This is a genomic window from Rhodococcus sp. ARC_M6, assembly GCF_022810305.1.
Taxonomy (GTDB): Bacteria; Actinomycetota; Actinomycetes; order Mycobacteriales; family Mycobacteriaceae; genus Rhodococcus_F.
The window spans coordinates 23,302-44,649 of record NZ_JALGQH010000021.1; the positions used below are offsets into that span (position 1 = coordinate 23,302).

A 21,348-nucleotide genomic window follows, 5' to 3' on the forward strand; every position below is an offset into this window, starting at 1 on the left:
TTTCGATGTGTACGCGATTGGTATATCTGGGGCCGAACGACACTGTGATCACGGCCCGATCGATGGATTGGAAGGTCGATCTCGGAACCAACCTGTGGGCGTTTCCCCGTGGCATGGAGCGTGCGGGGTGCGCCGGGCCGAGTTCGATAACGTGGACATCGTTGTACGGCAGCGTTATTGCCACCGCCTACGACTTGTGCACGACGGACGGGGTGAACGATGCGGGGCTCTCGGCGAATCTGCTGTGGCTGGTCGAGTCCGAGTACCCAACCTATGATGGATCGACGCCCGGCTTGTCCATCGCGCTGTGGGCTCAGTACGTGCTGGATCGATACGCGAGTGTGAAAGAAGCCGTCGAGGCATTAGCGGCGGAACCCTTCACACTTGTGACCGCGTCCGTTCCCGGAGAAGACCGGCTTGCGACATTGCACATGTCGCTCTCGGATGCCGGCGGTGACAGTGCGATCGTCGAATACATCGATGGCCGTCCGACAATTCATCACAACCGGGACTACCAGGTGATGACCAATTCCCCGATCTTCGACAAGCAACTCGCCGTCAACGAGTACTGGAAGCAGATCAACGGAACCGTCATGTTGCCCGGAACCAATCGTGCTGCGGACCGATTTGCGCGGGCCTCCTTCTACGTCGACGCAATTCCGAAGACCGACGACGCTCGGACCGCGTTGGCCGCGACGTTCAGTGTCATCAGGAATGTCTCCGTGCCCCTGGGTATTTCAACTCCCGACGAGCCGAATATCTCGTCGACGCGGTGGCGCACCGTCGTCGACCACAAACGCGGGCTGTACTTCTTCGAGTCGGCGATGACGCCGAACACTTTCTGGGTGGACGTGTCATCGATCGATCTGAGTGAGGGGTCGGGAGTACGCAAGCTTGACCTCGGGCCGAACGAGAGCATCGTCTATTCGGGAGATTCGACTGATCAGTTTGCGCAGGCTGAACCGTTCGTCTTTGCCGGACTGTGAGTGCTGGCAGGGGCTGAGGGCCGGCAGGGTTTGAGGGCCGGCAGGGTTTGAGGAACAACCGGTCGTATTCGGTCCGCTGCTCGCAGCCGCGGAGATTGGATCGCGTACCGTTTCCTTTCATGGAACTGACTCGAGTAGCGGTGGGCAAGGGGTCGTGCACCGTTCGGATCGACGGACCGGTCAGCAAGCATGCGGTTCTGTTGCTTCCGGGCAAGGGTGATCCTGTTGATGTGTACGACAAAGTGTGTGAACGGCTGCACAATTCGGATTTGCGCACCGTAGCGGTGGAATCGATCGAGAATCTCGACGAAACGACTGCTGTGGTCCTTCTGGACGAGTTGAACATTGCGTGGGTGAATTTGGTGGGGCACCGGGAGGGCGCGGATCTTGCGTGGTTGTTGGCGGCACGTCAGTTCGGACGGTTTGCGAGTCTGATTTCGGTGGATCGTGGTCATCCGGCGGCCAGTGACGCTGTTGGAGTTCCTCCGGTCGAGGTGCCGACGACCATTGTTGTGGGTAGTGCCGGACGTGCACTGGCGGACGCCAGCGGCCGGTTCGTGTACTCCGATTTCCGGGTGGCCGAAGTGCCCGGTGTTGACGACATCGTGAAGTCGGCGCCCGCAGAACTCGCGACGGAGATCGTGCTTCGCACCAGTTCCTGGTAAACATCTGACAGACGACAAAGGCGGGCACTCCACAATGGGAGTGCCCGCCTTTTCTGTTGAAAGCCGATCAGATGTCGAGTCCGAGCAGTGCGTTCTCGACTACCTCGGCCAGAGCTGGGTGGATCCAGTACTGGCCCCGTGCCATGTCCTGAGCGGACAGCCCGAAGCTCATGGCCTGGATGAGCGGCTGGATGACAGTGGGCGCCTGGGTGCCCATGACATGGGCGCCGAGGAGACGTCCGGTCTCGCGCTCCGCGATGACCTTGCAGATGCCTTCTTGGTCTTCCATCGCCCAGCCGTAGGCGACGTCGCCGTAGGCCTGGACCTTCACGGTGATGTCGAGTCCGGCGTCGCGGGCCTGCTTCTCCGTCATACCGACGTCGGCGATCTGGGGGTCGGTGAAGACCGCAGCCGGGACGAACCGATGATCGGTGCTGCGAAGCTCCGACGTGTCGTTCCAGGCGTCCTGCAGCAAGTTGTGCTGCACGACCCGCATCTCGTGGTTGGCGACGTGCTTGAGCTGATACGGCGAGGAGACGTCGCCGAGCGCGTAGACGCCTTCAACGCTGGTGCGCTGGTACTCGTCGACGACGATGGAACCCTTGTCGTCGAGTTCGATGCCGGCTTTGTCGAGGCCGAGAAGATCGCCGTTGGGCTTGCGGCCCACCGCAACCAGGAGGACGTCGCCGGAAACGACCGTGCCGTTTTCCAGCTCGACGGCGATGTTGTCGCCGTCAGCCTTGACGGATTGCATCGGCGAGCCGAGGTGGACATCCCACTTCTTTGTCGCGAGTTCGGTGAAACGCTCCGAGATCTCGTCGTCCAGATGACGCAGCAGCCGCCCACTGCGGCCGATGATAGAGACGCGAGAACCCAACGCGGAGAACACGTGTGCAAATTCGGTAGCGATGAATCCGGAGCCGACGATCACAAGATGCTCGGGAAGTTCCGGCAGACGCATGATGTCTTCGTTGGTGTAGTACTTCACACCGCTCGCGGAGATCTCCGCGGGAATGATCGGGCGCGACCCGGCCGCGATGACTACCTGATCTGCCGTGATGGTTTCGCCCGTACCGGTGTCGATGGTCTTCGGACCGGTGAAGGTGGCGTGGCCGCGGTAGACGGTTGTGTTGGGGAGATCCTCGCTGCGGTAACGCTCACCGCCGGCGGAGATGGGATCGATGCGCCCGAAAACGCGCTTGACGATGTCCGACCAGCGGACGCCGTCCAGGGTGGCGTCGATACCGAACTTCTCGGAATGCGTGATGGTGTTGGCAACCTCGGCGGCGTAGACGAACATCTTGGTCGGGATGCACCCGACGTTGAGGCACGTGCCGCCGAATGTGCCTTCTTCGAGGATGGCGATCTTCTTGCCGTCGAAACGCTCGTCGGGCAACGAGTTTCCGGAACCACTGCCGATGATGGCAAGGTCGTAATGCGTCACTGCGCAGTCTCCTGTGTGATGTCAGCGTCTGCGGCGAGGTGGCCTTCGAGCCACTCCAGCCACAGATCCAGTTCGGAAAAAGCTGCGGCCAGAGGCTTCTCGGTGGAGAGAAAGACGTCATGGCGCGCGCCGTCGATAGGAACGATGGTAGTGCGGTCGCCTAGGCAGCCGGCCCACCGCGCGATCTGCCGCACGTCGAGGACCGAATCCGCGATGTCGACGCTCGGGTTGTAGGACTTGGCGAATTGTGACTTCTTGGAGCGCAGGACCAGTGCGGGCACTCCGATGTCGAGGCCGCGATGCAGTTGCGCGTGTCCGGCGCGAACTGCTCGCATCCAGCCGAACGTGATGGGACAACCGGCCAGCGGCTTCCAGTCCAGGTTGTAGTCCCACTCGCCGTTGGCGGAGACGTGCAGGCTCGAGCCGTACGTCGGCAATCCGGTACCGGGAATGACGGTCTTCGCGGACACTCGGCCCACGGCATCGATGGCCGCCGTGCCGACAGATCGAACCATCGGCGGGCCCTGCAGGTCGAACCACGGGCTGTTGAGCACGATGCCGGCGATGCCGAGTCCGGCGGTTCCGCCAGGCCTGCGCTGGAGTCGGTCCAGCCACAACGGCACGATCAATCCGCCGGTCGAGTGAGCCATCAGCAGCAGTTCACTGCCGTCGGTTTCGGCATTGACGATGCGCAGTGCCTCGTTGAGTTCCGCGTCGTACAACGCGAGATCCGACACGTAGTGCGCGGTGTGGCCCGGTTTCAGCGATCGCCCGCACTTGCGCAGATCCAGCGCGAAGAACGCGTAACCCTGCGCAGCGAAGTGCTCCGCCAGATGTTTCTGGAAGAAGTAATCGGTGAACCCGTGTACATACAGAACTGCACGGGTTGCGCGGGCGGCGTCGCCTGGCGGTTGATAGCGGACGAGTGTGGCATCCACCTCACCTTCACCGTCCGGATCGGTTCCGAGAGGAATGGTCAGCTGCTGATATCCGTCTCCGAGGACGTCTGGAACCCATGTAGTCACAGATCACAATCTAATCGTCGTTTCACGTCCGCGTTGTAGCGCACAATTGGGTGTGGTTAACGGCGCACTTACGCCCAGGTAACCTGTTCGGCGTAACACAGCAGGCGGATGCGCGCACGGCAAATGACAAGGAAGTCGATTCTCCAGTGTCGAATCAGAACGCGGTAGAGACGAAGACGGATGTAGTGCTCGTGGGCGCAGGCATCATGAGTGCGACGCTGGGCGCCCTGTTGCGCCAGTTGCAGCCCGATTGGTCGATCTCGACCTTCGAGCGCCTCGATGCCGTCGCAGCCGAGAGCAGCGACCCGTGGAACAACGCAGGAACCGGTCACTCCGCGCTCTGCGAGCTCAACTACACCCCCGAGAACCCGGACGGTACGGTCGACATCAAGAAGGCCGTCAACGTCAACGAGCAGTTCCAGGTGTCCCGCCAGTTCTGGGCGCACGCGGTTGAGCAGGGAATCCTGACACAGCCCAAGGAATTCATCAATCCCGTCGCACACGTGAGTTTTGTCCACGGTGAGGCCAACGCCAAGTACCTGCGTGCCCGCTACGACGCACTTGCCGGCAATACCCTCTTCCGCGGCATGGAGTACATCGACGATCCGGCCGAGTTCACCAAGCGTCTGCCGCTGATGTCCAAGGGCCGTGACTTCTCGGACCCCATTGCCCTCAACTGGAGCCAGGACGGTACCGACGTCGATTTCGGAGCGCTCACCAAGCAGCTCGTCGGCCATATCGGCAAGACCGGCGGCAAGATGTACTTCGGCCACGAGGTCACCAACTTGACGCAGAACTCCGACAAGACGTGGACCGTCAAGGTCACAAACACGCGTACCGGTGAAAAGCGCGTCGTCCGTACACGATTCGTATTCGTGGGTGCCGGCGGTGGCGCGCTGCACCTGCTGCAGAAGTCGGGCATCAAGGAAGCCAAGGGCTTCGGCGGGTTCCCGGTCAGCGGCGCGTTCCTGCGTTGCACCAACCCCGAACTCATCGCGCAGCACAGCGCGAAGGTGTACGGCAAGGCTGCTGTCGGTGCTCCGCCCATGTCGGTTCCGCACCTCGACACGCGCGTCATCGGCAACAAGCCGGGACTGATGTTCGGACCGTACGCCGGCTGGTCACCCAAGTTCCTCAAGCAGGGTCGCGTCACGGACTTGCCGGGCTCGGTCAAGCCCAACAACATCCTCTCGATGCTCGGCGTCGGCGTCAGCGAACTCGGCCTGGTCAAGTACCTCGTCAGCGAGCTCACCAAGAGCGAAGCCGGCCGTATCGTCGACCTCCGTGAGTTTGCGCCCCAGGCACAGGCTCAGGATTGGGAGCTCATCACCGCGGGTCAGCGTGTCCAGGTGATCCGCCGGGCCAAGGGCAAGGGCGGCGTTCTCGAATTCGGTACCGCCGTCGTGGCCGCCGAAGACGGATCGATCGCCGGCCTGCTTGGTGCATCCCCGGGTGCGTCGACGGCGGTTCCGGCCATGCTCGACGTCCTCGAGCGCTGCTTCCCGACTGAGTTCCAGGGATGGAAGGGCAAGCTTCGCGAGATGATCCCGTCCATCGGCGTCAAGCTCGCCGACAACGAGGGCCTGTTCGACCAGGTGTGGGATTGGTCTTCGAAGGTGCTCGAGCTCGACTCGGCCGCCGCAACCGGGTCTTCTCCGGTCGCGGATACTGCAGCAACTGTGTGATAGTCCAGTCCATGACGGCAACAGCAGCACTCAAGCGTTCGTGGGCACTCGATCTCGACAACAAGACGTTTTACGAGTTGTTGAAGCTTCGGGTGGAGGTCTTTGTCGTCGAGCAGGCTTGCCCGTATCCCGAGCTGGACGGGCGTGACCTGCTGACGGAGACGCGCCACTTCTGGCTCGAACAGGACGGCCAAGTGGTGTGCACCCTTCGTCTTCTCGAAGAGCATGACGACGGCAAGAAGAGCTTCCGAATCGGACGACTCTGCACTTCTCGTTCGGCTCGTGGCAAAGGTCACACGACGCGGTTGCTGCAGGCAGCGCTCGCCGAGGTCGGCGAAGCCCCTTGCCGCATCAACGCCCAGACCTATCTGGTCGAGATGTACAGCAAGCACGGCTTCAAGACAGACGGTGAAGAGTTCCTCGAGGACGGAATTCCCCACACTCCGATGCGTCGTGGCGGCGGCGAAGCGTTTGTAGTCGCCAGCTAGTTCTGTAAGACAATTGACCCTGGTCGCGCCGCGACAATTGACCCTGGTCGGCTCGCTGAAAAGTGAGCCGACTAGGGTTTTTTCGATACCGAATGCTCGCGGGGAAGTCCTGTTCGATTCAGGCGCGGTCCCGCCACTGTGAAAGATCTCGTCTGCGAAACGAGATCTCAGCCAGGTTGCCGCGACATTCGGATGAAGCCAAGTTCTCGGCGAGGAAACCGAGAGGTGGAGGGATGTCGACGTGCGTGTAGAAGATGATCAGACGGCGGTAGCGGGTTTTCCGTTCAGCGCCGTTGTAGGCCAGGACCAATTGAGGCTGGCGTTGATCCTGTGTGCGGTGCACCCGGGAATCGGCGGTGTGCTGGTTCGCGGCGAAAAGGGAACGGCCAAGTCCACGGTGGTGCGCGCTTTGACGGCGCTGCTGCCGGCTGTCGACGCCGCCGGTGTCAGCCGTCCCGCGCGGCTGGTGGAACTTCCCGTCGGTGCGACGGAAGATCGGGTGATCGGCTCGATCGACCTCGAGAAGGTCCTTCGCGACGGTGAACGAGCTTTCCAGCCCGGTTTGTTGGCCGCAGCCCATCAGGGCGTTCTGTACGTCGACGAAGTGAACTTGCTCCACGATCATCTGGTGGACGTTCTTCTCGACGCCGCAGCAATGGGCCGGGTGCACATCGAACGTGACGGAATCTCGCACTCACATGCGGCGAAGTTCGTTCTCGTGGGAACCATGAATCCCGAAGAGGGAGAACTGCGTCCACAGTTGCTGGATCGTTTCGGTCTCGCAGTGGATGTCGTAGCGTCCCGGGATGTGGACGTGCGCATGGACGTTGTGCGCCGCAGGCTCGACTACGAACGCGACCCGCAGGCTTTTGCGGCTCGCTACGCGCCGGCCGATCAGGAACTGGCGGCCGAAATTCTTGCGGCACGTGGGCAATTGGATTCCGTGGAGTTGAGTAACCGTGAGTTGCGCAGAATTGCGTCACTTTGCGCATCTTTCGACGTCGACGGTATGCGTGCCGATCTGGTTCTCGCTCGCACCGCTACCGCCCATGCCGCGTGGCGTGGGGACACCGAGGTTACCGAAGAAGACGTCCGGGTTGCCGCGGAATTGACTCTGCCACATCGTCGTCGACGCGACCCGTTCGATGAGCCGGGCCTCGATCAGCAGCAGTTGGATGACGCGATGCAGCAGGCAGACGAAGATGCGCGTGCTGGTGAGCCTGAGCCTCCCGAAAATCCGGAAGCCGGGAACGAGCCTGAAGACGGTAGCCCTGACGACGGTGGCCCGAAGGATTCTGGCCCCGACGATGACGGACCTGACGATGACGGCCCGGAGGATCCTGACGGTCCCGGTGGGGGAGTGCGTGCCGCCGACCGACCCTCGGCTCCACCGAGCAGTCAATTTGCCACCAAGCTCCTCGAAGTTCCCGGTGTGGGCGAAGGTGCGCCCGGACGCCGTTCGCGGTCACTGTCTTCGCGTGGACGGGTCGTGCGGTCCACTTCCGATCGTGGCCACGGATTGCACCTGACAAGTACGGTCTTTGCGGCTGCGGAATCCCAGGTTGCCCGAGGCCGCACCACAGGACGGCTTCGGTTGGCGCCGACGGATCTGCGGGGCGCGATTCGTGAAGGGCGAGAAGGCAATCTGATCGTCTTTATTGTCGACGCATCGGGTTCGATGGCGGCGCGTGATCGCCTGTCTGCCGTCACGGGCGCGGTGGTTTCGCTTCTTCGTGACGCGTATCAGCGCCGCGACAAGGTTGCCGTGATTACGGTGCGCGGGCGCGAGGCAGAAATCGTACTGCCGCCGACGTCGTCGGTGGACATTGCTGTTCGTCGGCTGCAATCCATGCGGACGGGCGGTAAATCGCCACTGGCAGAAGGGTTCCTGCGAGCTCGGGAGGTTGTTCTGCGTGAACGGCTTCGCGATCCGCAGCGCCGCGCACTGGTAGTCGCTCTCACCGACGGCCGCGCTACCGGCGGCAAGGATGCACTGCACCGCGCCAGGGTCGCCGCGCACCTACTCGCCGATGCCTCGGTGGCATCGATCGTCGTGGATTGCGAAACCGGTCTTGTCCGTTTGGGATTGGCCGCCGAACTGGCCCGAGAATTACGCGGCGGATGCGTCCGCCTTGCCGAATTGTCAGCGCAGCAGGTCGCGGGCGTCGTCCGCGCTGCAGCCTAACGTTTCTTCCTCAGGAGATCATCATGCCCAAGGGCGTTCCCGAATCAGTTCCCGACGACGGCTTGACCACGCGTCAGCGTCGTAACGCGCCGGTGCTGGCAGTCCACACCGGACCGGGCAAAGGCAAGTCCACCGCAGCATTCGGTATGGCACTGCGCGCCTGGAATCAGGGTTTCGACATCGGCGTCTTCCAGTTCGTGAAAAGCGCGAAGTGGAAGGTCGGCGAGGAAGCTGCGTTTCGCGCGCTCGGAAACCTGCACGACGAGACCGGCGTCGGCGGTCCGGTGCAGTGGCACAAGATGGGCGAAGGCTGGTCCTGGACCCGAAAGGCCGGCAGCGAAGAAGATCATGCGGTTGCCGCTGCAGAAGGGTGGCAGGAGATTGCCCGCCGCCTCGCCAACGAGGAACACCGCTTCTACGTGCTCGACGAGTTCACGTACCCCCTCAAGTGGGGATGGGTCGACGTCGACGAGGTTGTGCAGACGCTGCGCAACCGACCGGGCAATCAGCACGTCGTCATCACCGGACGTGATGCGCCACAGGCTTTGATCGACGCGGCTGATCTCGTCACCGAGATGACCAAGGTCAAGCACCCGATGGACGCGGGCCGGAAGGGCCAACGGGGCATCGAATGGTGAGTTCGTCTACTCCTGCAGTTGTCATCGCCGCACCCGCCTCTGGTAGCGGAAAGACTACGGTGGCAACGGGATTGATCGGGGCGCTCCGGCGTGCCGGCAGCAGTGTCGCACCTTTCAAAGTGGGCCCCGACTACATCGACCCCGGCTATCACGGACTTGCCGCGGGGCGGCCGGGACGCAATCTCGACACAGTTCTGGTGGGCGCGGACCGAATCGCACCGCTCTACAACCACGGCGCCGCAGGTTGCGATGTCGCGGTCGTCGAAGGTGTCATGGGCCTGTTCGACGGCAAGATCGACGAGGCCAACTCGCAGGCATCAGCCGAGGGTTCGACGGCGCAGGTAGCCGGGATTCTCGGCGCGCCGGTTGTCCTGGTGATCGATGCCCGCGGCCACAGTCAAAGCCTCGCCGCGGTGCTGCACGGCTTCGCGACCTACGACGCGAGTGTGCGCATCGGGGGAGTGATTCTCAACCGCGTCGGCAGCGCCCGTCATGAGCAGGTGTTGCGACACGCGTGCGACAAGGTCGGGATCCCGGTTCTCGGTGTCGTTCCGCGCCTGGCCGAGTTGGAAGTACCCTCCCGCCACCTCGGATTGATTCCGGCGGCCGAACACGGAGCGGCAGCGGTAGCGGCAGTCGATGCGATGTCGGAGTTGATTGCAACGCACGTAGATCTTGATGTCGTGCGCACTTTGGCTACCTCGACGGTCAGCGAAGCCTCCTGGGACCCTGCCGTGGAAGTGGGGGACCATCGCGCTTCGAGGCCTGTGGTTGCGATGGCCGGCGGGCCGGCCTTCACCTTTGGATATGCCGAGCATCGGGAACTGCTCGTCGCGGCGGGCGCCGACGTACAGGTCTTCGATCCTCTCAAGGATGAATTGCCCTCCGGCGCGGCGGCATTGGTTCTACCCGGCGGATTTCCCGAAGAACATGCCGTTGATCTGGCATCCAATACCGTTTTGCTGCAGCAGGTTCGAGCCCTCGCCGACGGTGGCGCCCCGATTCACGCCGAGTGCGCGGGCCTCCTGTACCTCGCCCGCAGTCTCGACGGGCATGAGATGGCCGGTGTGATCGGCGTCGACGCACGTTTCGGCAAGAAACTGACTCTCGGATACCGGGCAGCAGTTGCGCTGGGGGATTCGAGCCTGCTCGAAGCGGGAACCAGGGTTGCGGGGCACGAGTTCCACCGGACTTCGCTGGATTCGGAGTCGGCGGACGGGTACGCCGGTGCCTGGGGTTGGCGGCCCTGGGACGGCGGAACCAAGCGCGAGGGCTTTGTTCGCGGCGGTGTGCATGCCTCCTATCTGCACACACATCCGGCGGGGCAGCCGACGTCGATCGCACGGTTTGTGGACGCCGCCCGTGCCTGAGTTGTTCGTCGGAGTGGGGTTCACGCAGTCGGCGACCGTCGTAGACGTAGTGACCGCAGTACGTGCCGTTGCCCCTGAAGGTAATTCGATCGCGGGACTCGCCACCGTGACGAGTAAAGCAGCGTCACCCGTGCTTATCGCCGCCGCCGATATGCTGTCGATTCCGATCATCGCATTCGAACCGGAAGTCCTTGCTGCAGTGACTGTTCCGTCTCCGTCCTGGCGCGTCGAGCAGATGGCAGGCACGCCGAGTGTGGCGGAAGCTGCCGCAATCCTTGCCGCCGATCACGGGCAATTGATCGTGAGGAAGACTTCCACTGATGCGGTGACCGTGGCTGCTGCCCGTAAAGTTCTACCAGCGTGTACAACGATCCAGAAATGAATGGAGTGCGAGTGAGCGAGCCCACCGCAGACGAGACCAACTACCTGGTCGGACTTAACCTGACCGATCGACGCGTTGTCGTGTTCGGCGGCGGGACGGTTGCCCAGCGCCGACTCGGCTTGCTGATCAGCTCGGGCGCCCGCGTGCACGTCATCAGCCGTGCGGTCACACCGGCAATCGAGGGTATGGCGACGGCCGGCCAGATCACGGTCGACGAGCGTCCGTACCAGGACGGCGACCTCGACGGTGCCTGGTATGCCATCGCATCGACGGATGAACCGGAGACCAACGCGGCGATCGTCGCGGAGGCCGAGCGTCGTCGCATCTTCTGTGTGCGCGCGGACAACGCGAAGCATGGTACGGCCGTCACGCCGGCCAGCGCCGAGTACGACGGTATGAGCATCGGAATCCTGGCCGGCGGCGATCATCGTCGTTCGGCAGCTGTTCGCACCGCCGTGGTCGAAGGGCTGCAATCGGGTCTTCTCGCGGATACCGCCGAGCCTGCTGCGCCTGGCGTGGCGCTCGTCGGCGGTGGCCCCGGTGATCCTGACCTGATCACTGTGCGTGGCCGACGACTGTTGGCGCGTGCCGATGTCGTCGTCGCCGACCGCCTGGCACCGCCGGAACTGCTGGCGGAACTCGGTCCCGACGTCGAGGTGATCGATGCCGCGAAGATTCCGTACGGCCGGGCCATGGCTCAGGAAGCCATCAACGCTGCGCTGATCGACAATGCCAAAGCCGGAAAGTTTGTCGTTCGGCTCAAGGGCGGCGATCCGTACGTGTTCGGCCGTGGCTACGAAGAGCTCGAAGCCTGTGCCGTAGCAGGTGTCCCGGTGACGGTTGTGCCGGGAATTACGAGCGCGATTTCCGTACCGTCGGCGGCCGGTATTCCAGTCACACATCGCGGCGTCACCCACGAGTTCGTGGTTGTCAGCGGTCATGTTGCTCCGGACCACCCGGATTCGTTGGTCGACTGGTCTGCTCTGGCGAAGTTGCGGGGCACAATCGTTCTGCTGATGGCAGTCGAGCGCATCGAGTTGTTTGCCGCGGCTCTGATCGACGGCGGGCGCCCCGCGAGCACTCCGGTGATCGTGATCCAGGAAGGTACGTTGCGCACTCAGCGTGAGGTCCGGGCCGACCTGGCGACTGTCGCTGCGCGGGTCAAGGACGAGGAGATCAAGCCTCCGGCAATTGTTGTGATCGGACCGACTGCGGGATTCTCGCTCGCCGGGTAACACGTTGCACCACAAAAGGTCTGGCCTTCACTCGGTAGAGTGAAGGCCAGACCTATTTGTGAAGGTGGTGTCGGGCTAGAGCGCGGCACCGGTGAGAATTGCGGCGACGATGGACGCTGGCGCTGTGAAAGCGACGGGGGTCTTGGTGTCCTGGCTGCGGTCAGCCGAGCCGTGTGCTGCGACGGTGTAGAACGAGCAGGCGCTGACGAGGCAGTTCGACTCACCCTTGATGGCTGCGGCGTCGACGGTGGCGGTCCAAGCGCCATCGACGATCTGGGTCGGGCGAATGAATGCGGTGGTCATCCATGCTCCGGCGTCGGTGACGGAGAACTTGCTGTCCTGGACGAGGCCGACGTAAATGCCGGGGCCGGTGCTGGCAAATCCGGTGCCGGAGAGGGTGATGGTTTCACCGGCAGCGGCGATGCCGGAGGTCTTCGACGCTGTGACTGCCGGTCCGGTCGGAACAACCACGGGTGCCTTGAAGGTGACGGGGGTCTTGGTGTCCTGGGTGCGGTCTGCCGATCCGTGGGCGGCGACGGTGTAGATCGAGCAGGTGTTGGCGAGGCAGTCCGACGCGCCCTTGACGGCGACTGCATCGACGGTGGCGGTCCACTTACCGTCGACGATGTCGCCGGTCTTGAGCCAGGCGGTGGTCATCCAGGCGGTGGAGTCGGTGGCGGAGTACTTGTTGTCCTGGATGAGTCCGACGTAAAGGCCGGATCCGGCGCCGGAGAATCCGGTGCCCGAGACGGTGATGGTCTCGCCGGCAGCAGTGAGGTCGGTTGCCTTCGACAGGGTGACCGCCGGTGTGGGGTCTGCGGGCTCTTCAGGTTCGCTACCGCCGAGGCTGCCCAGCGAGCCGGTGTTGAGTCCGCCGAACGGCGTGATCTGTGCTCCGGCTACGCCCATCGACATCGTCGCGGCGATTGCGGTGGCTGCGGTGATGATCGCTACCTTGCTGAATACGCGCATGGTCCTGCTCTCTTGTGTGAGTCGCCCTTTTGGCGGCCTGATTCGAACTAAGTTAGGTAAAGCTAGCCTAATTAATGAACGGTTGTCTAGTTGCGATCCACCTTGTGGGACAACAGAATTCGTGCTGGTTCTGCACGGGTGGGCAGCGCTGAACGCCGGCCCCGATTCAGGGAATCCGTTGTCATGTCATGCAATTGGTTTTGCGGGTCGGACGGCTCGCGTCGAGCCATCCGACCGGTGCGAGAAACCTGGTTCTAGGTTCGGCGGCGGAGCGCGAAGGCCGTTGCTATCGCACTTCCGGCTCCGATGAGGCTGCCGACCACCAGTGGCGCGATCCAGCCGTAGCCTCCCGAGAACGAGTCTGCGAGGTTGCGGATCGCTGCATTCGAGTCACCCGGAGCTCCGGCCGCCAATGCGTCGGACTCCGACGGGTTGTCGCCAAAGGAGACAGGAGTCTTCGTGTCCTGGCTGCGGTCGCTCGAGCCATGGGCGGCGACGGTGTAGATCGAGCACGTGTTCTTGGTGCAGTCGGAGTCGCCCTTGACTGCCATGATCTTCATGGTGGTAGACCACGCGCCGTCCTTGATCTTGCTCGGGAGGATGAAAGCCGTGGTCATCCAGGCACCGGCATCGGTGGTGGAGTACTTGTCGTCCTGGATGAGACCGACGTAGATGCCCGGCTGCGCACCGGAGAATCCGGTGCCCGAGATGGTGATCTCTTCGCCCTCGATCTTGACGCCGCTCGACTTGGACAGGGTCACGGCTCCAGTCTTTGCGGCGTCGCTGTTGGCGGCACCGTTATTGGCCGGAGGCGCCGTGACAGTACCCGGCGCGACGCCGCCGACGAAGCCCACCGGGGTGCGGCTGTCCTGGCTGCGGTCACTCGAGCCGTGAGCGGCGACGGTATAGATCGAGCACGTGTTCTTGATGCAGTCGTAGTTGCCCTGGACGGCTGCAAGTTCCATGGTGGTGGACCAGTTGCCGCCCGAGATTGCCTCAGGCTTGAGGAAGGCTGTTGTCATCCAGACCGAGGCATCGGTGGCGCTGAAGACGTTGTCCTGGACCATTCCGACATAGAGGCCGGGCGATGCGCCGGAGAACCCGGAACCGGAAATAGTGACAGTTTCACCAGCAGGCGTGATGTCAGTGGACTTCGAAAGTGTCACCGACAGGGCGCTATTGGTCGTTATCGCGCCGGCACCAGTCCCGGTGCCAGTCCCGGCACCTGTGCCGGTTCCTGGTCCGGTGGTTGCACCGGGCGCCGGGGTGCCGACGAAACTGATGGGGGTGGAGGTGTCCTGGCTGCGGTCGCTCGAACCGTGTGCTGCGAGGGTGTAAATGGCGCAGGCGTTGGCCTGGCAGTCGCTACCGGTGAAAATGGACGACACGTTGAGTGACGTCGACCAGGAACCGCCGGGCATATCGGTGGGCTTGATGAACTTCGCGTCCTGGAAGACCGAGGCATCGGTGGACGAGTACCGGTTCGATTGCGCCACGCCGATGTAGATGCCCGTTCCCGAGGTCGAGAATCCGCTGCCGCTGATGCTGATCGTGTCGCCCGCCGCGTTCAGTCCGCTGGTTCGGTCCGCACTCACGCTCGGCCCGCCGGTCGGCGTCGTCGGTTTCTTGGTGGTGGTGATGACCGGAACGTCGATCGTCGGTTCGGGATCTTCGGTGGTGGTCGGCGGCTTGGTGGTCGTGGTGGGAGGCTTCGTTGTCGTCGGCGGCTTCGTGGTGGTTGTCGTTGTCGGTGCAGCTGCGAAGGTCACCGGCGTCTGGGTGTCCTGGCTGCGGTCACTCGAGCCGTGTGCCGCGACGGTGTAGATCGAGCAGGAATTCTCGGTGCAGTCCGAGGCACCCGCAATGGCCTTGACTTCAACCGGTATCGACCACTCGCCGCCGGTAATCTGGGTGGGACGGATGAATGCGGTCGTCATCCAGGCGCTGGCGTCGGTGGCCGAGAACTTGTTGTCCTGAACGAGGCCGACATAGATGCCGGGCTCGCTGCCGGAGAATCCGGTACCCGAGACGGTGATGGTTTCACCGCTGACATTCAGTCCGGTCGTCTTCGAGACCGTCGTATCCGGAGTACCCGAGATAGCGGGGGCGGCCGGGGCGTCACCTGAGGTTCCGGGGGCCGCGATGGCGACGCTCACCGATGTCGTCAATGCCACGGCGACGGCCATAGTCGCGAAAGCAGCCCTGCTCAACGCTCGCATCGTTCTTCTTTCCTTCTGGCGACAATCGCAGTCACAGCACGATCCGTCGAACACATACTCGAGTAAGTTAGCCTAAGCTAGCAGAGGCAAGCCTAAGCTACTGCATTTTGGTTCAATTTGGGCTATCCATGGAGTTTCTTTACGGTTGTGCCGGGGATCACCGGGGTGGTCTCGCTACCCTCGCAGTGCTGGCCAAGAGCGACGAGATCGAGCCTTACGCCGGCTGGGTATCGGACCGGTGACGAGCTTTTCCGTCGACGCTGGGTAACGTGAGGCCCTGTGTCTGATTCCCTGAGATCCGAAAATGCCGGTGGGTCCGAAAACCTTGCTGTGAAATACCCCGTGACCACCCGGGCGTTCGGTCTGGCCATCATCGTCTTGAGCGGTATGCAGTTGATGATGGTGCTCGACGGCACCGTCGCTTCACTGGCACTCGCTCGGATCCAGGAGGATCTCGACCTCAGCGATTCCGGACGCAACTGGGTCATCACGTCGTACGCGCTTACCTTCGGCGGTTTGATGCTGTTGGGCGGTCGACTCGGCGACACCTTCGGGCGTAAGAAGGTCTTCCTCAGCGGCGTCATCCTGTTCACGCTCGCATCCCTGGCGTGCGGTCTGGCCACCAACGAAGCGATGCTGATCGCGGCGAGATCCCTCCAAGGTGTCGGCGCGGCAATTGCGTCGCCGACGGCATTGGCTCTGGTGGCAACCACGTTTGCGCCGGGACCCGTCAGGAATCAGGCGATCGCTATCTTTGCCGCGATGACGGGCATCGGATCCGTCACGGGCCTGATCATCGGCGGCGCACTCACCGAGGTGTCGTGGCGATGGATCTTCCTGATCAACGTGCCGATCGGCCTGTTGATCATCGCGCTCGCGTTCGGTGCCTTGGTGGAAACGGGGGCGGAGCGGCTGGCGTTGGATGTACCGGGAGCGATCCTCGCGACGCTCGGCTGTACCGGAATTGTCTTCGGATTTACCGAGGGACCCGAAATGGGCTGGACCAGCGCGCCGGTGCTGGGTGCGCTCATCGGCGGCGTCGCATTGTTCGTCATCTTCCTGATGGTTGAGCGCCGTGCCGAGAATCCACTACTGCCGTTCAGTCTGTTCAAGAACAAGAATCGCGTCTTCACGTTCATTTCGCTCGCATTGATGGGTGCGGTGATGTTCTCGCTGGCCCCGTTCGTGGCTCTCTTCGTCCAGGACATTCTCGGTTACAGCCCGCTCCACGCGGGTCTGGCCTTTGTTCCGTTCGCCTTCGGGTTGGGCGCCGCAGCATTTGTCGCGTCCAAACTGGTGGTTCGGGTGCAGGCTCGCTGGTTGATCGTCACCGGTGCGGTAATGACGTTCCTCGGACTTCTCTACGGTTCGACGCTCGACCAATCCACCACGTACATGGGCAATCTGTTTGTGCTTGTTGTCGGTATCGGCTTCGGCGTCGGACTGGCAGTCGTGCCGCTGCCGCTGTGCGCGATCGCGGGAGTCGGCTCGCAGGACATCGGCCCACTCACCGCTATCGCCCAGGTTGCGCAGGTACTTTTCGGCCCGGTCGGCTTGGCTGTCGTGGGAGCAATGGCGACGTCTCGCACACTCTCGCTCGGCGGTGTCAGCGGTGTTGCCGCAGACATGAACGAGGCACAGTTGTCGGCCTTGAGCGAGGGATACGTCTTCGCTCTGTTCGGGTGCGCGATCTTCGCGGCGCTTGCCGCAATCTCCGCCCTGTTCATCAAGTTCACACCCGCTGACGTTGCGCAGGCGCAGGCTGCCGAGAAGGTTGCTCAGGGTATCGACTGATCAGGCCCTATTTTTGAGAGTCTTTACTGGCTACGATCGTTGCAAGGGGAGCCGAGATTCTTTACATGATCGGAGTGCCACGATGCGGATTGCGGATATCTTGCGCAACAAGGGCAACAGCATTGTCACGATCGACGCCCATGCCACGGTGAACGCGTTACTGTGCGACCTCGCCCGCCACAACATCGGTGCCATGGTCGTCCTGGACAACGACGCGGTAGTCGGAATCATCTCCGAGCGTGACGTTGTGCGACGCCTCCACGAGCGTGGCCCGGAACTGCTGTCCACCGAAGTATCCGATGTGATGACTGCTCTCATGTTCACCTGCGTGCCTGCCGATTCGGTGGACAGCATTGCGGCGATCATGACCGAGCGTCGTATCCGTCACGTGCCGGTTATCGAGGACGGAAGCTTGCTCGGCATCGTCAGCATCGGTGACGTCGTGAAGAGTCGGATCGACGAATTGCAGAGTGAGCGCGACCAACTCGAGTCGTACATCGACCAGGGTTGATCGACTGTTCGGACAGGTTCCGTTCGATCACAATTTCCGGTGGCAAAGGCGATTTCACGTCGAATGACGGCGATTTGTCGGATTCTCGGTCCCGCTCGGTGAGAGCAGTGACTCCCGAGTGAGCGGAATTTTCCTAGATTCGGATTGGAGCATTTCCCCTATAAAGAAGAGGTTTTATGAAAATCCTGGTTGTCGGCGGAACTGGCATGATCGGTGCCAACACGGCACTTTATCTGCGCGAGATGGGTAACGACGTTACGGTGGCCGCGCGTAATCCGCTTACCGACGACTCTCCCGTTGGGGACTTCCCGGTCTTGCTCGGTGACTACACAGAGCAGACCTTTACGGCCGCGCAGCTTGCGCCGTTCGAGGCCATCGTCTTTGCCGCCGGACAGGACGTGCGCCACATGGGCCGCGGCGTCGACGAGGCAGAGTTCTGGGAGAAGACGCAGTCCGGTGGGGTGCCGCGGTTTGCGGCGCTGGCCAAGGAAGCCGGCGTTGCCCGGTTCGTTCAGGTCGGTAGCTACTACCACCACCTGCGTCCTGAGATGGCGGAGACGATGCCGTACATCGCAGCGCGAAAAGCTGCAGACGAGGGAGCTCGCGCGCTAGCCGACGAGACTTTCAATGTCTCGACCCTGAATCCGCCTTCCATTCTCGGCACTATCAGCGGAGCGTCAGCGAAGCGTTACCGCAAGATGTTCTCGTGGGCTGCGGGCAACGAGGCGCAGATTCCCGATTTTGCACCGGCTGGCGGCACAAACTTCATGTCGGTGCGCTCGCTCGCGGAGGCAATCTGGGGCGCGCTGCAGCACGCCGAATCGGGTAAGGCGTACCTGATCGGCGACGAGAGCCTTACGTACCAGCAGTACTTCCAGTTGCTTCTTGCTGCCACTGGCGGCGATCGCGTCATCGAAGAACGCAACGAGGAGCACCCGATTCTCCCGGACAGCTATATCGTCCAGGGACGCGGCAACGTCATTGCGTACGAGCCGGCTGCCGAGGACACCGCGCTGCTCGGCTACACCCGGAATGACTGCGCGCGTGCGCTTGCGACGATGTACGAGACCGTGAAGGACGCCACTGTCGCACGATGACTTGGCGATAGCTGGGTCGGCGCAGGATTGCCCGGCCCAGTTATCTTTGCTCGTCCGTCCCCAGAATCGTCTTGGGGAAGTGCAGCTACGTCAGAATGATCAGCTCGCGCTCCGACGCGATTTCCACCCGCAAACCAGCTTTCGACGCCACCTTTGCGACGCCCTTGACGTCGCTCGGTTCGGCACGCGATATCACCAAAGCCCGCGCGAGCAGTCCCTTGTGATGCTTGTTGAAGTGGCTCACGACGGTACGAGAACCGTCCGGCTTTTCGGTGAGAACCGTCGCGATCACGGCGTCGGGGATCGGTCCGAGGTCCTGATAGGTGCCTGACCTCAGGTCGACGACCAGGCCGTCGGCTTCGGCAGCCAGTGCCTTCGGTAGTTCCGGCTTCCAGAGTGAACGCAGTGTTCCCATTCCCGGCAGTTTGGAGCCACCGGAAAGTCGATAGGCGGGAATCAAGTCACCCGCGCGAACTGCGCCGAACAATGCGGATCCGATCGCGATCCGGTCGAGAGCTTTGGCTTTTTGGGCGCGGGTAAACGACTTCGCGTCGAGGGCGTCGAAGAGCACGCCGGTGTACCGCTGCAAAGCGGGCCGAGTTGCCGAGACCCAGAGTTTCGCGTTGCGTTCCACCTCGTCGGCCTGCGTCGGTCCGAGGCCCAAGGCTGCGCATGACGCGTCGACATCGGCCGCCAGATCGACCAGCGTCTGCACCAACAATTCGCGTGTTTCGGTCAACTGGGGCATCGACAGTTCGGCCAGATCCAGGGGCGCATCCTTGCCGCCGTCGGACTTGGTTTCTGAGGGAGGCAGCAATACAAGCACTCCGATACCGTACCGACGCCTGGATAACCGAGTGCGCCGACTATCCTTGGACCTCGTGATTACCCGTCTGTCCCACCTGTTCCTGCGTACCCTGCGTGACGACCCCTCGGACGCCGAAGTTGCCAGCCACAAACTGCTGGTCCGTGCCGGCTACGTGCGTCGTATCGCCCCCGGCGTCTACTCGTGGTTGCCTCTGGGTCTGCGGGTGCTGCGCGAGGTAGAACGCGTTGTCCGTGAAGAGATGAATGCCATTGGGGGACAGGAAATCCTGTTGCCCGCTCTGCTGCCGCGTGAGCCTTACGAGGCCTCCAACCGGTGGACCGAGTACGGCCCCAACCTGTTCCGTCTCAAGGACCGTCGGGGCAACGACTACATGCTCGGCCCGACCCACGAGGAGCTTTTTGCTCTGACGGTCAAGGGTGAGTACAACTCGTACAAGGACTTCCCGGTCACTCTGTACCAGGTGCAGACCAAGTACCGCGACGAAGAGCGTCCGCGCGCCGGTATTCTGCGTGGACGTGAATTCCTGATGAAGGACTCCTACTCCTTCGACCTCACCGACGAGGGACTGACCGCGTCGTACCAGGCGCACCGTGACGCGTACGAGAAGATCTTCACGCGCTTGAGCGTCAAGTACGTCATCGTCTCCGCGACGTCCGGCGCGATGGGCGGCAGTGCGTCCGAGGAGTTCCTCGCCGAGAGCGAGATCGGCGAAGACACCTACGTGCGCTGCCTCGAGTCCGGTTACGCCGCCAACGTGGAGGCCGTGAAGACGGTTGTTCCCGACGCGCTTCCGATCGACGGTCTGCCCGAGGCCAAGGTCTACGACACCGCGAACACGCCCACCATCGACACCCTCGTCGACTGGGCCAACGGCGCAGGTCTCGGCCGTACGGTCACCGCTGCGGACACACTCAAGAACATCATGGTCAAGACCCGTCTGCCCGGCGGCGAGTGGGAACTGCTCGGTATCGGCATCCCCGGCGACCGCGAGGTCGACGAGAAGCGCCTCGAGGCTTCGCTCGAGCCCGCTGAGTTCGTCATGATCACCGAAACCGACTTCAAGAACAACCCATTCCTGGCCAAGGGATACATCGGTCCGAAGGCCCTGCAGGCCAACGGCATTCGCTATCTCGTGGACCCGCGGGTTGTCGAGGGTACGAGCTGGATCACCGGTGCCGACGAAGACGGCAAGCATGTTGTCGACTTGGTCGTCGGCCGTGACTTCACGCCCGACGGAACCATCGAAGCCGCTGAGGTCCGTGACGGAGATGCCTCTCCCGACGGCGCCGGCGCGCTGGTCTCCGCCCGCGGAATCGAGATCGGTCACGTCTTCCAGCTCGGCCGCAAGTACACCGACGTGTTCGCCGTCGACGTCCTCGCCGAGAACGGCAAGCCGGTTCGCCCGACGATGGGTTCCTACGGCGTCGGCATCTCGCGCCTCGTGGCCGTCATCGCCGAGCAGCATCACGACGAGAAGGGCCTGCGCTGGCCGGCCGAGGTGTCGCCGGCCGACGTGCACCTGGTGATCGCGAACAAGGACGAAACCGCTCGCGAAGGTGCCGAGGGTTTGGCGGCGCAGCTTGATCGTGCGGGCCTCGAGGTCATCCTCGACGACCGCAAGGCTTCGCCCGGAGTGAAGTTCAAGGACTCGGAACTGCTGGGTATTCCCACCGTCGTTGTCGTCGGCCGCGGTTGGGCTGACGGAAAGGTCGAGATCCGCGACCGCTTCACCGGCGAGAGCCGTGAGATCGATGCAGCGTCGGCGCTCGATGAAATCATCAGCGCCGTGCGTGGCTGATTCGACACACTGACCCCGCTCGAGC

18 protein-coding genes and 1 riboswitch are annotated in these 21,348 nt (G+C 62.7%); of the genes, 13 read left to right on the top strand and 5 right to left on the bottom strand.

The annotated features are described in order from the left end of the window. The first annotated feature begins 5 nt into the window (after nucleotides 1-5). Complete coding sequence (locus tag MTX36_RS20035; protein ID WP_243621430.1) at nucleotides 6-986, top strand: linear amide C-N hydrolase; 981 nt, start codon at nucleotides 6-8, stop codon at nucleotides 984-986. 119 nt (nucleotides 987-1,105) lie between these two features. Beyond that, nucleotides 1,106-1,651, top strand: coding sequence for an alpha/beta fold hydrolase (locus MTX36_RS20040; RefSeq protein WP_243621431.1), 546 nt, complete (start codon nucleotides 1,106-1,108; stop codon nucleotides 1,649-1,651). Between the two features lie 67 nt (nucleotides 1,652-1,718). On the opposite strand, the gene mtr is transcribed toward MTX36_RS20040, so the two are convergent. Beyond that, a complete protein-coding gene (gene mtr, locus MTX36_RS20045; RefSeq protein ID WP_243621432.1) occupies nucleotides 1,719-3,095 on the bottom strand; it encodes a mycothione reductase in 1,377 nt (458 codons plus the stop codon). After that, entirely contained in the window at nucleotides 3,092-4,120 is a 1,029-nt protein-coding gene (locus MTX36_RS20050; RefSeq protein WP_243621433.1) for an alpha/beta hydrolase, read from the bottom strand. Before MTX36_RS20050 ends, mtr begins: the two co-directional genes overlap by 4 nt. A gap of 146 nt (nucleotides 4,121-4,266) precedes the next feature. Here MTX36_RS20050 and mqo point away from each other — a divergent pair, with 146 nt between their 5' ends. The 7 genes from mqo (at nucleotide 4,267) to cobA (ending at nucleotide 12,103) form a co-directional block, all read left to right on the top strand. Continuing rightward, on the top strand, nucleotides 4,267-5,805 hold the full coding sequence (gene mqo, locus MTX36_RS20055) for a malate dehydrogenase (quinone) (protein WP_308198239.1): 1,539 nt from the start codon (nucleotides 4,267-4,269) through the stop codon (nucleotides 5,803-5,805). A gap of 11 nt (nucleotides 5,806-5,816) precedes the next feature. Continuing rightward, the gene (locus tag MTX36_RS20060) at nucleotides 5,817-6,293 is read left to right on the top strand and encodes a GNAT family N-acetyltransferase (RefSeq protein WP_169633376.1); all 477 of its coding nucleotides are present in this window, start codon (nucleotides 5,817-5,819) and stop codon (nucleotides 6,291-6,293) included. A 75-nt stretch (nucleotides 6,294-6,368) separates the two neighbouring features. Beyond that, nucleotides 6,369-6,525: riboswitch (adenosylcobalamin (AdoCbl) riboswitch) on the top strand. Between the two features lie 9 nt (nucleotides 6,526-6,534). Further along, on the top strand, nucleotides 6,535-8,478 hold the full coding sequence (locus MTX36_RS20065; protein WP_243621434.1) for a magnesium chelatase subunit D family protein: 1,944 nt from the start codon (nucleotides 6,535-6,537) through the stop codon (nucleotides 8,476-8,478). A 23-nt stretch (nucleotides 8,479-8,501) separates the two neighbouring features. After that, the gene (cobO, locus tag MTX36_RS20070; RefSeq protein ID WP_243621435.1) at nucleotides 8,502-9,116 is read left to right on the top strand and encodes a cob(I)yrinic acid a,c-diamide adenosyltransferase; all 615 of its coding nucleotides are present in this window, start codon (nucleotides 8,502-8,504) and stop codon (nucleotides 9,114-9,116) included. Continuing rightward, complete coding sequence (locus tag MTX36_RS20075; protein ID WP_243621436.1) at nucleotides 9,110-10,486, top strand: cobyrinate a,c-diamide synthase; 1,377 nt, start codon at nucleotides 9,110-9,112, stop codon at nucleotides 10,484-10,486. Before cobO ends, MTX36_RS20075 begins: the two co-directional genes overlap by 7 nt. Next, nucleotides 10,479-10,868 carry a cobalamin biosynthesis protein gene (locus tag MTX36_RS20080; protein ID WP_243621437.1) on the top strand — a complete coding sequence of 130 codons (390 nt, stop codon included), beginning with the start codon at nucleotides 10,479-10,481 and terminating at the stop codon, nucleotides 10,866-10,868. The genes MTX36_RS20075 and MTX36_RS20080 overlap by 8 nt, the downstream gene beginning before the upstream one ends. Further along, nucleotides 10,865-12,103, top strand: a complete 1,239-nt coding sequence (cobA, locus tag MTX36_RS20085) for a uroporphyrinogen-III C-methyltransferase (RefSeq protein ID WP_279394828.1) — start codon at nucleotides 10,865-10,867, stop codon at nucleotides 12,101-12,103. Before MTX36_RS20080 ends, cobA begins: the two co-directional genes overlap by 4 nt. Before the next feature lie 75 nt (nucleotides 12,104-12,178). On the opposite strand, the gene MTX36_RS20090 is transcribed toward cobA, so the two are convergent. Further along, complete coding sequence (locus MTX36_RS20090) at nucleotides 12,179-13,075, bottom strand: hypothetical protein (protein ID WP_243621439.1); 897 nt, start codon at nucleotides 13,073-13,075, stop codon at nucleotides 12,179-12,181. A gap of 254 nt (nucleotides 13,076-13,329) precedes the next feature. Beyond that, nucleotides 13,330-15,294: a hypothetical protein gene (locus MTX36_RS20095; protein ID WP_243621440.1), complete on the bottom strand. Its 1,965-nt coding sequence runs from the start codon at nucleotides 15,292-15,294 to the stop codon at nucleotides 13,330-13,332. A 279-nt stretch (nucleotides 15,295-15,573) separates the two neighbouring features. Between MTX36_RS20095 and MTX36_RS20100 the strand changes: the two genes are divergently transcribed. From MTX36_RS20100 to MTX36_RS20110, 3 genes are all read left to right on the top strand, one after another. After that, entirely contained in the window at nucleotides 15,574-17,088 is a 1,515-nt protein-coding gene (locus MTX36_RS20100; RefSeq protein ID WP_374230508.1) for an MFS transporter, read from the top strand. An 82-nt stretch (nucleotides 17,089-17,170) separates the two neighbouring features. Continuing rightward, entirely contained in the window at nucleotides 17,171-17,599 is a 429-nt protein-coding gene (locus tag MTX36_RS20105) for a CBS domain-containing protein (protein ID WP_243621441.1), read from the top strand. A 176-nt stretch (nucleotides 17,600-17,775) separates the two neighbouring features. Further along, on the top strand, nucleotides 17,776-18,696 hold the full coding sequence (locus tag MTX36_RS20110) for an NAD(P)-dependent oxidoreductase (RefSeq protein ID WP_243621442.1): 921 nt from the start codon (nucleotides 17,776-17,778) through the stop codon (nucleotides 18,694-18,696). A gap of 85 nt (nucleotides 18,697-18,781) precedes the next feature. Here MTX36_RS20110 and yaaA read toward each other — a convergent pair whose 3' ends face one another. Further along, nucleotides 18,782-19,522: a peroxide stress protein YaaA gene (gene yaaA / locus MTX36_RS20115; RefSeq protein WP_243621443.1), complete on the bottom strand. Its 741-nt coding sequence runs from the start codon at nucleotides 19,520-19,522 to the stop codon at nucleotides 18,782-18,784. A 55-nt stretch (nucleotides 19,523-19,577) separates the two neighbouring features. Between yaaA and MTX36_RS20120 the strand changes: the two genes are divergently transcribed. After that, on the top strand, nucleotides 19,578-21,323 hold the full coding sequence (locus tag MTX36_RS20120; RefSeq protein WP_243621444.1) for a proline--tRNA ligase: 1,746 nt from the start codon (nucleotides 19,578-19,580) through the stop codon (nucleotides 21,321-21,323). Nucleotides 21,324-21,348: the final 25 nt, after the last annotated feature.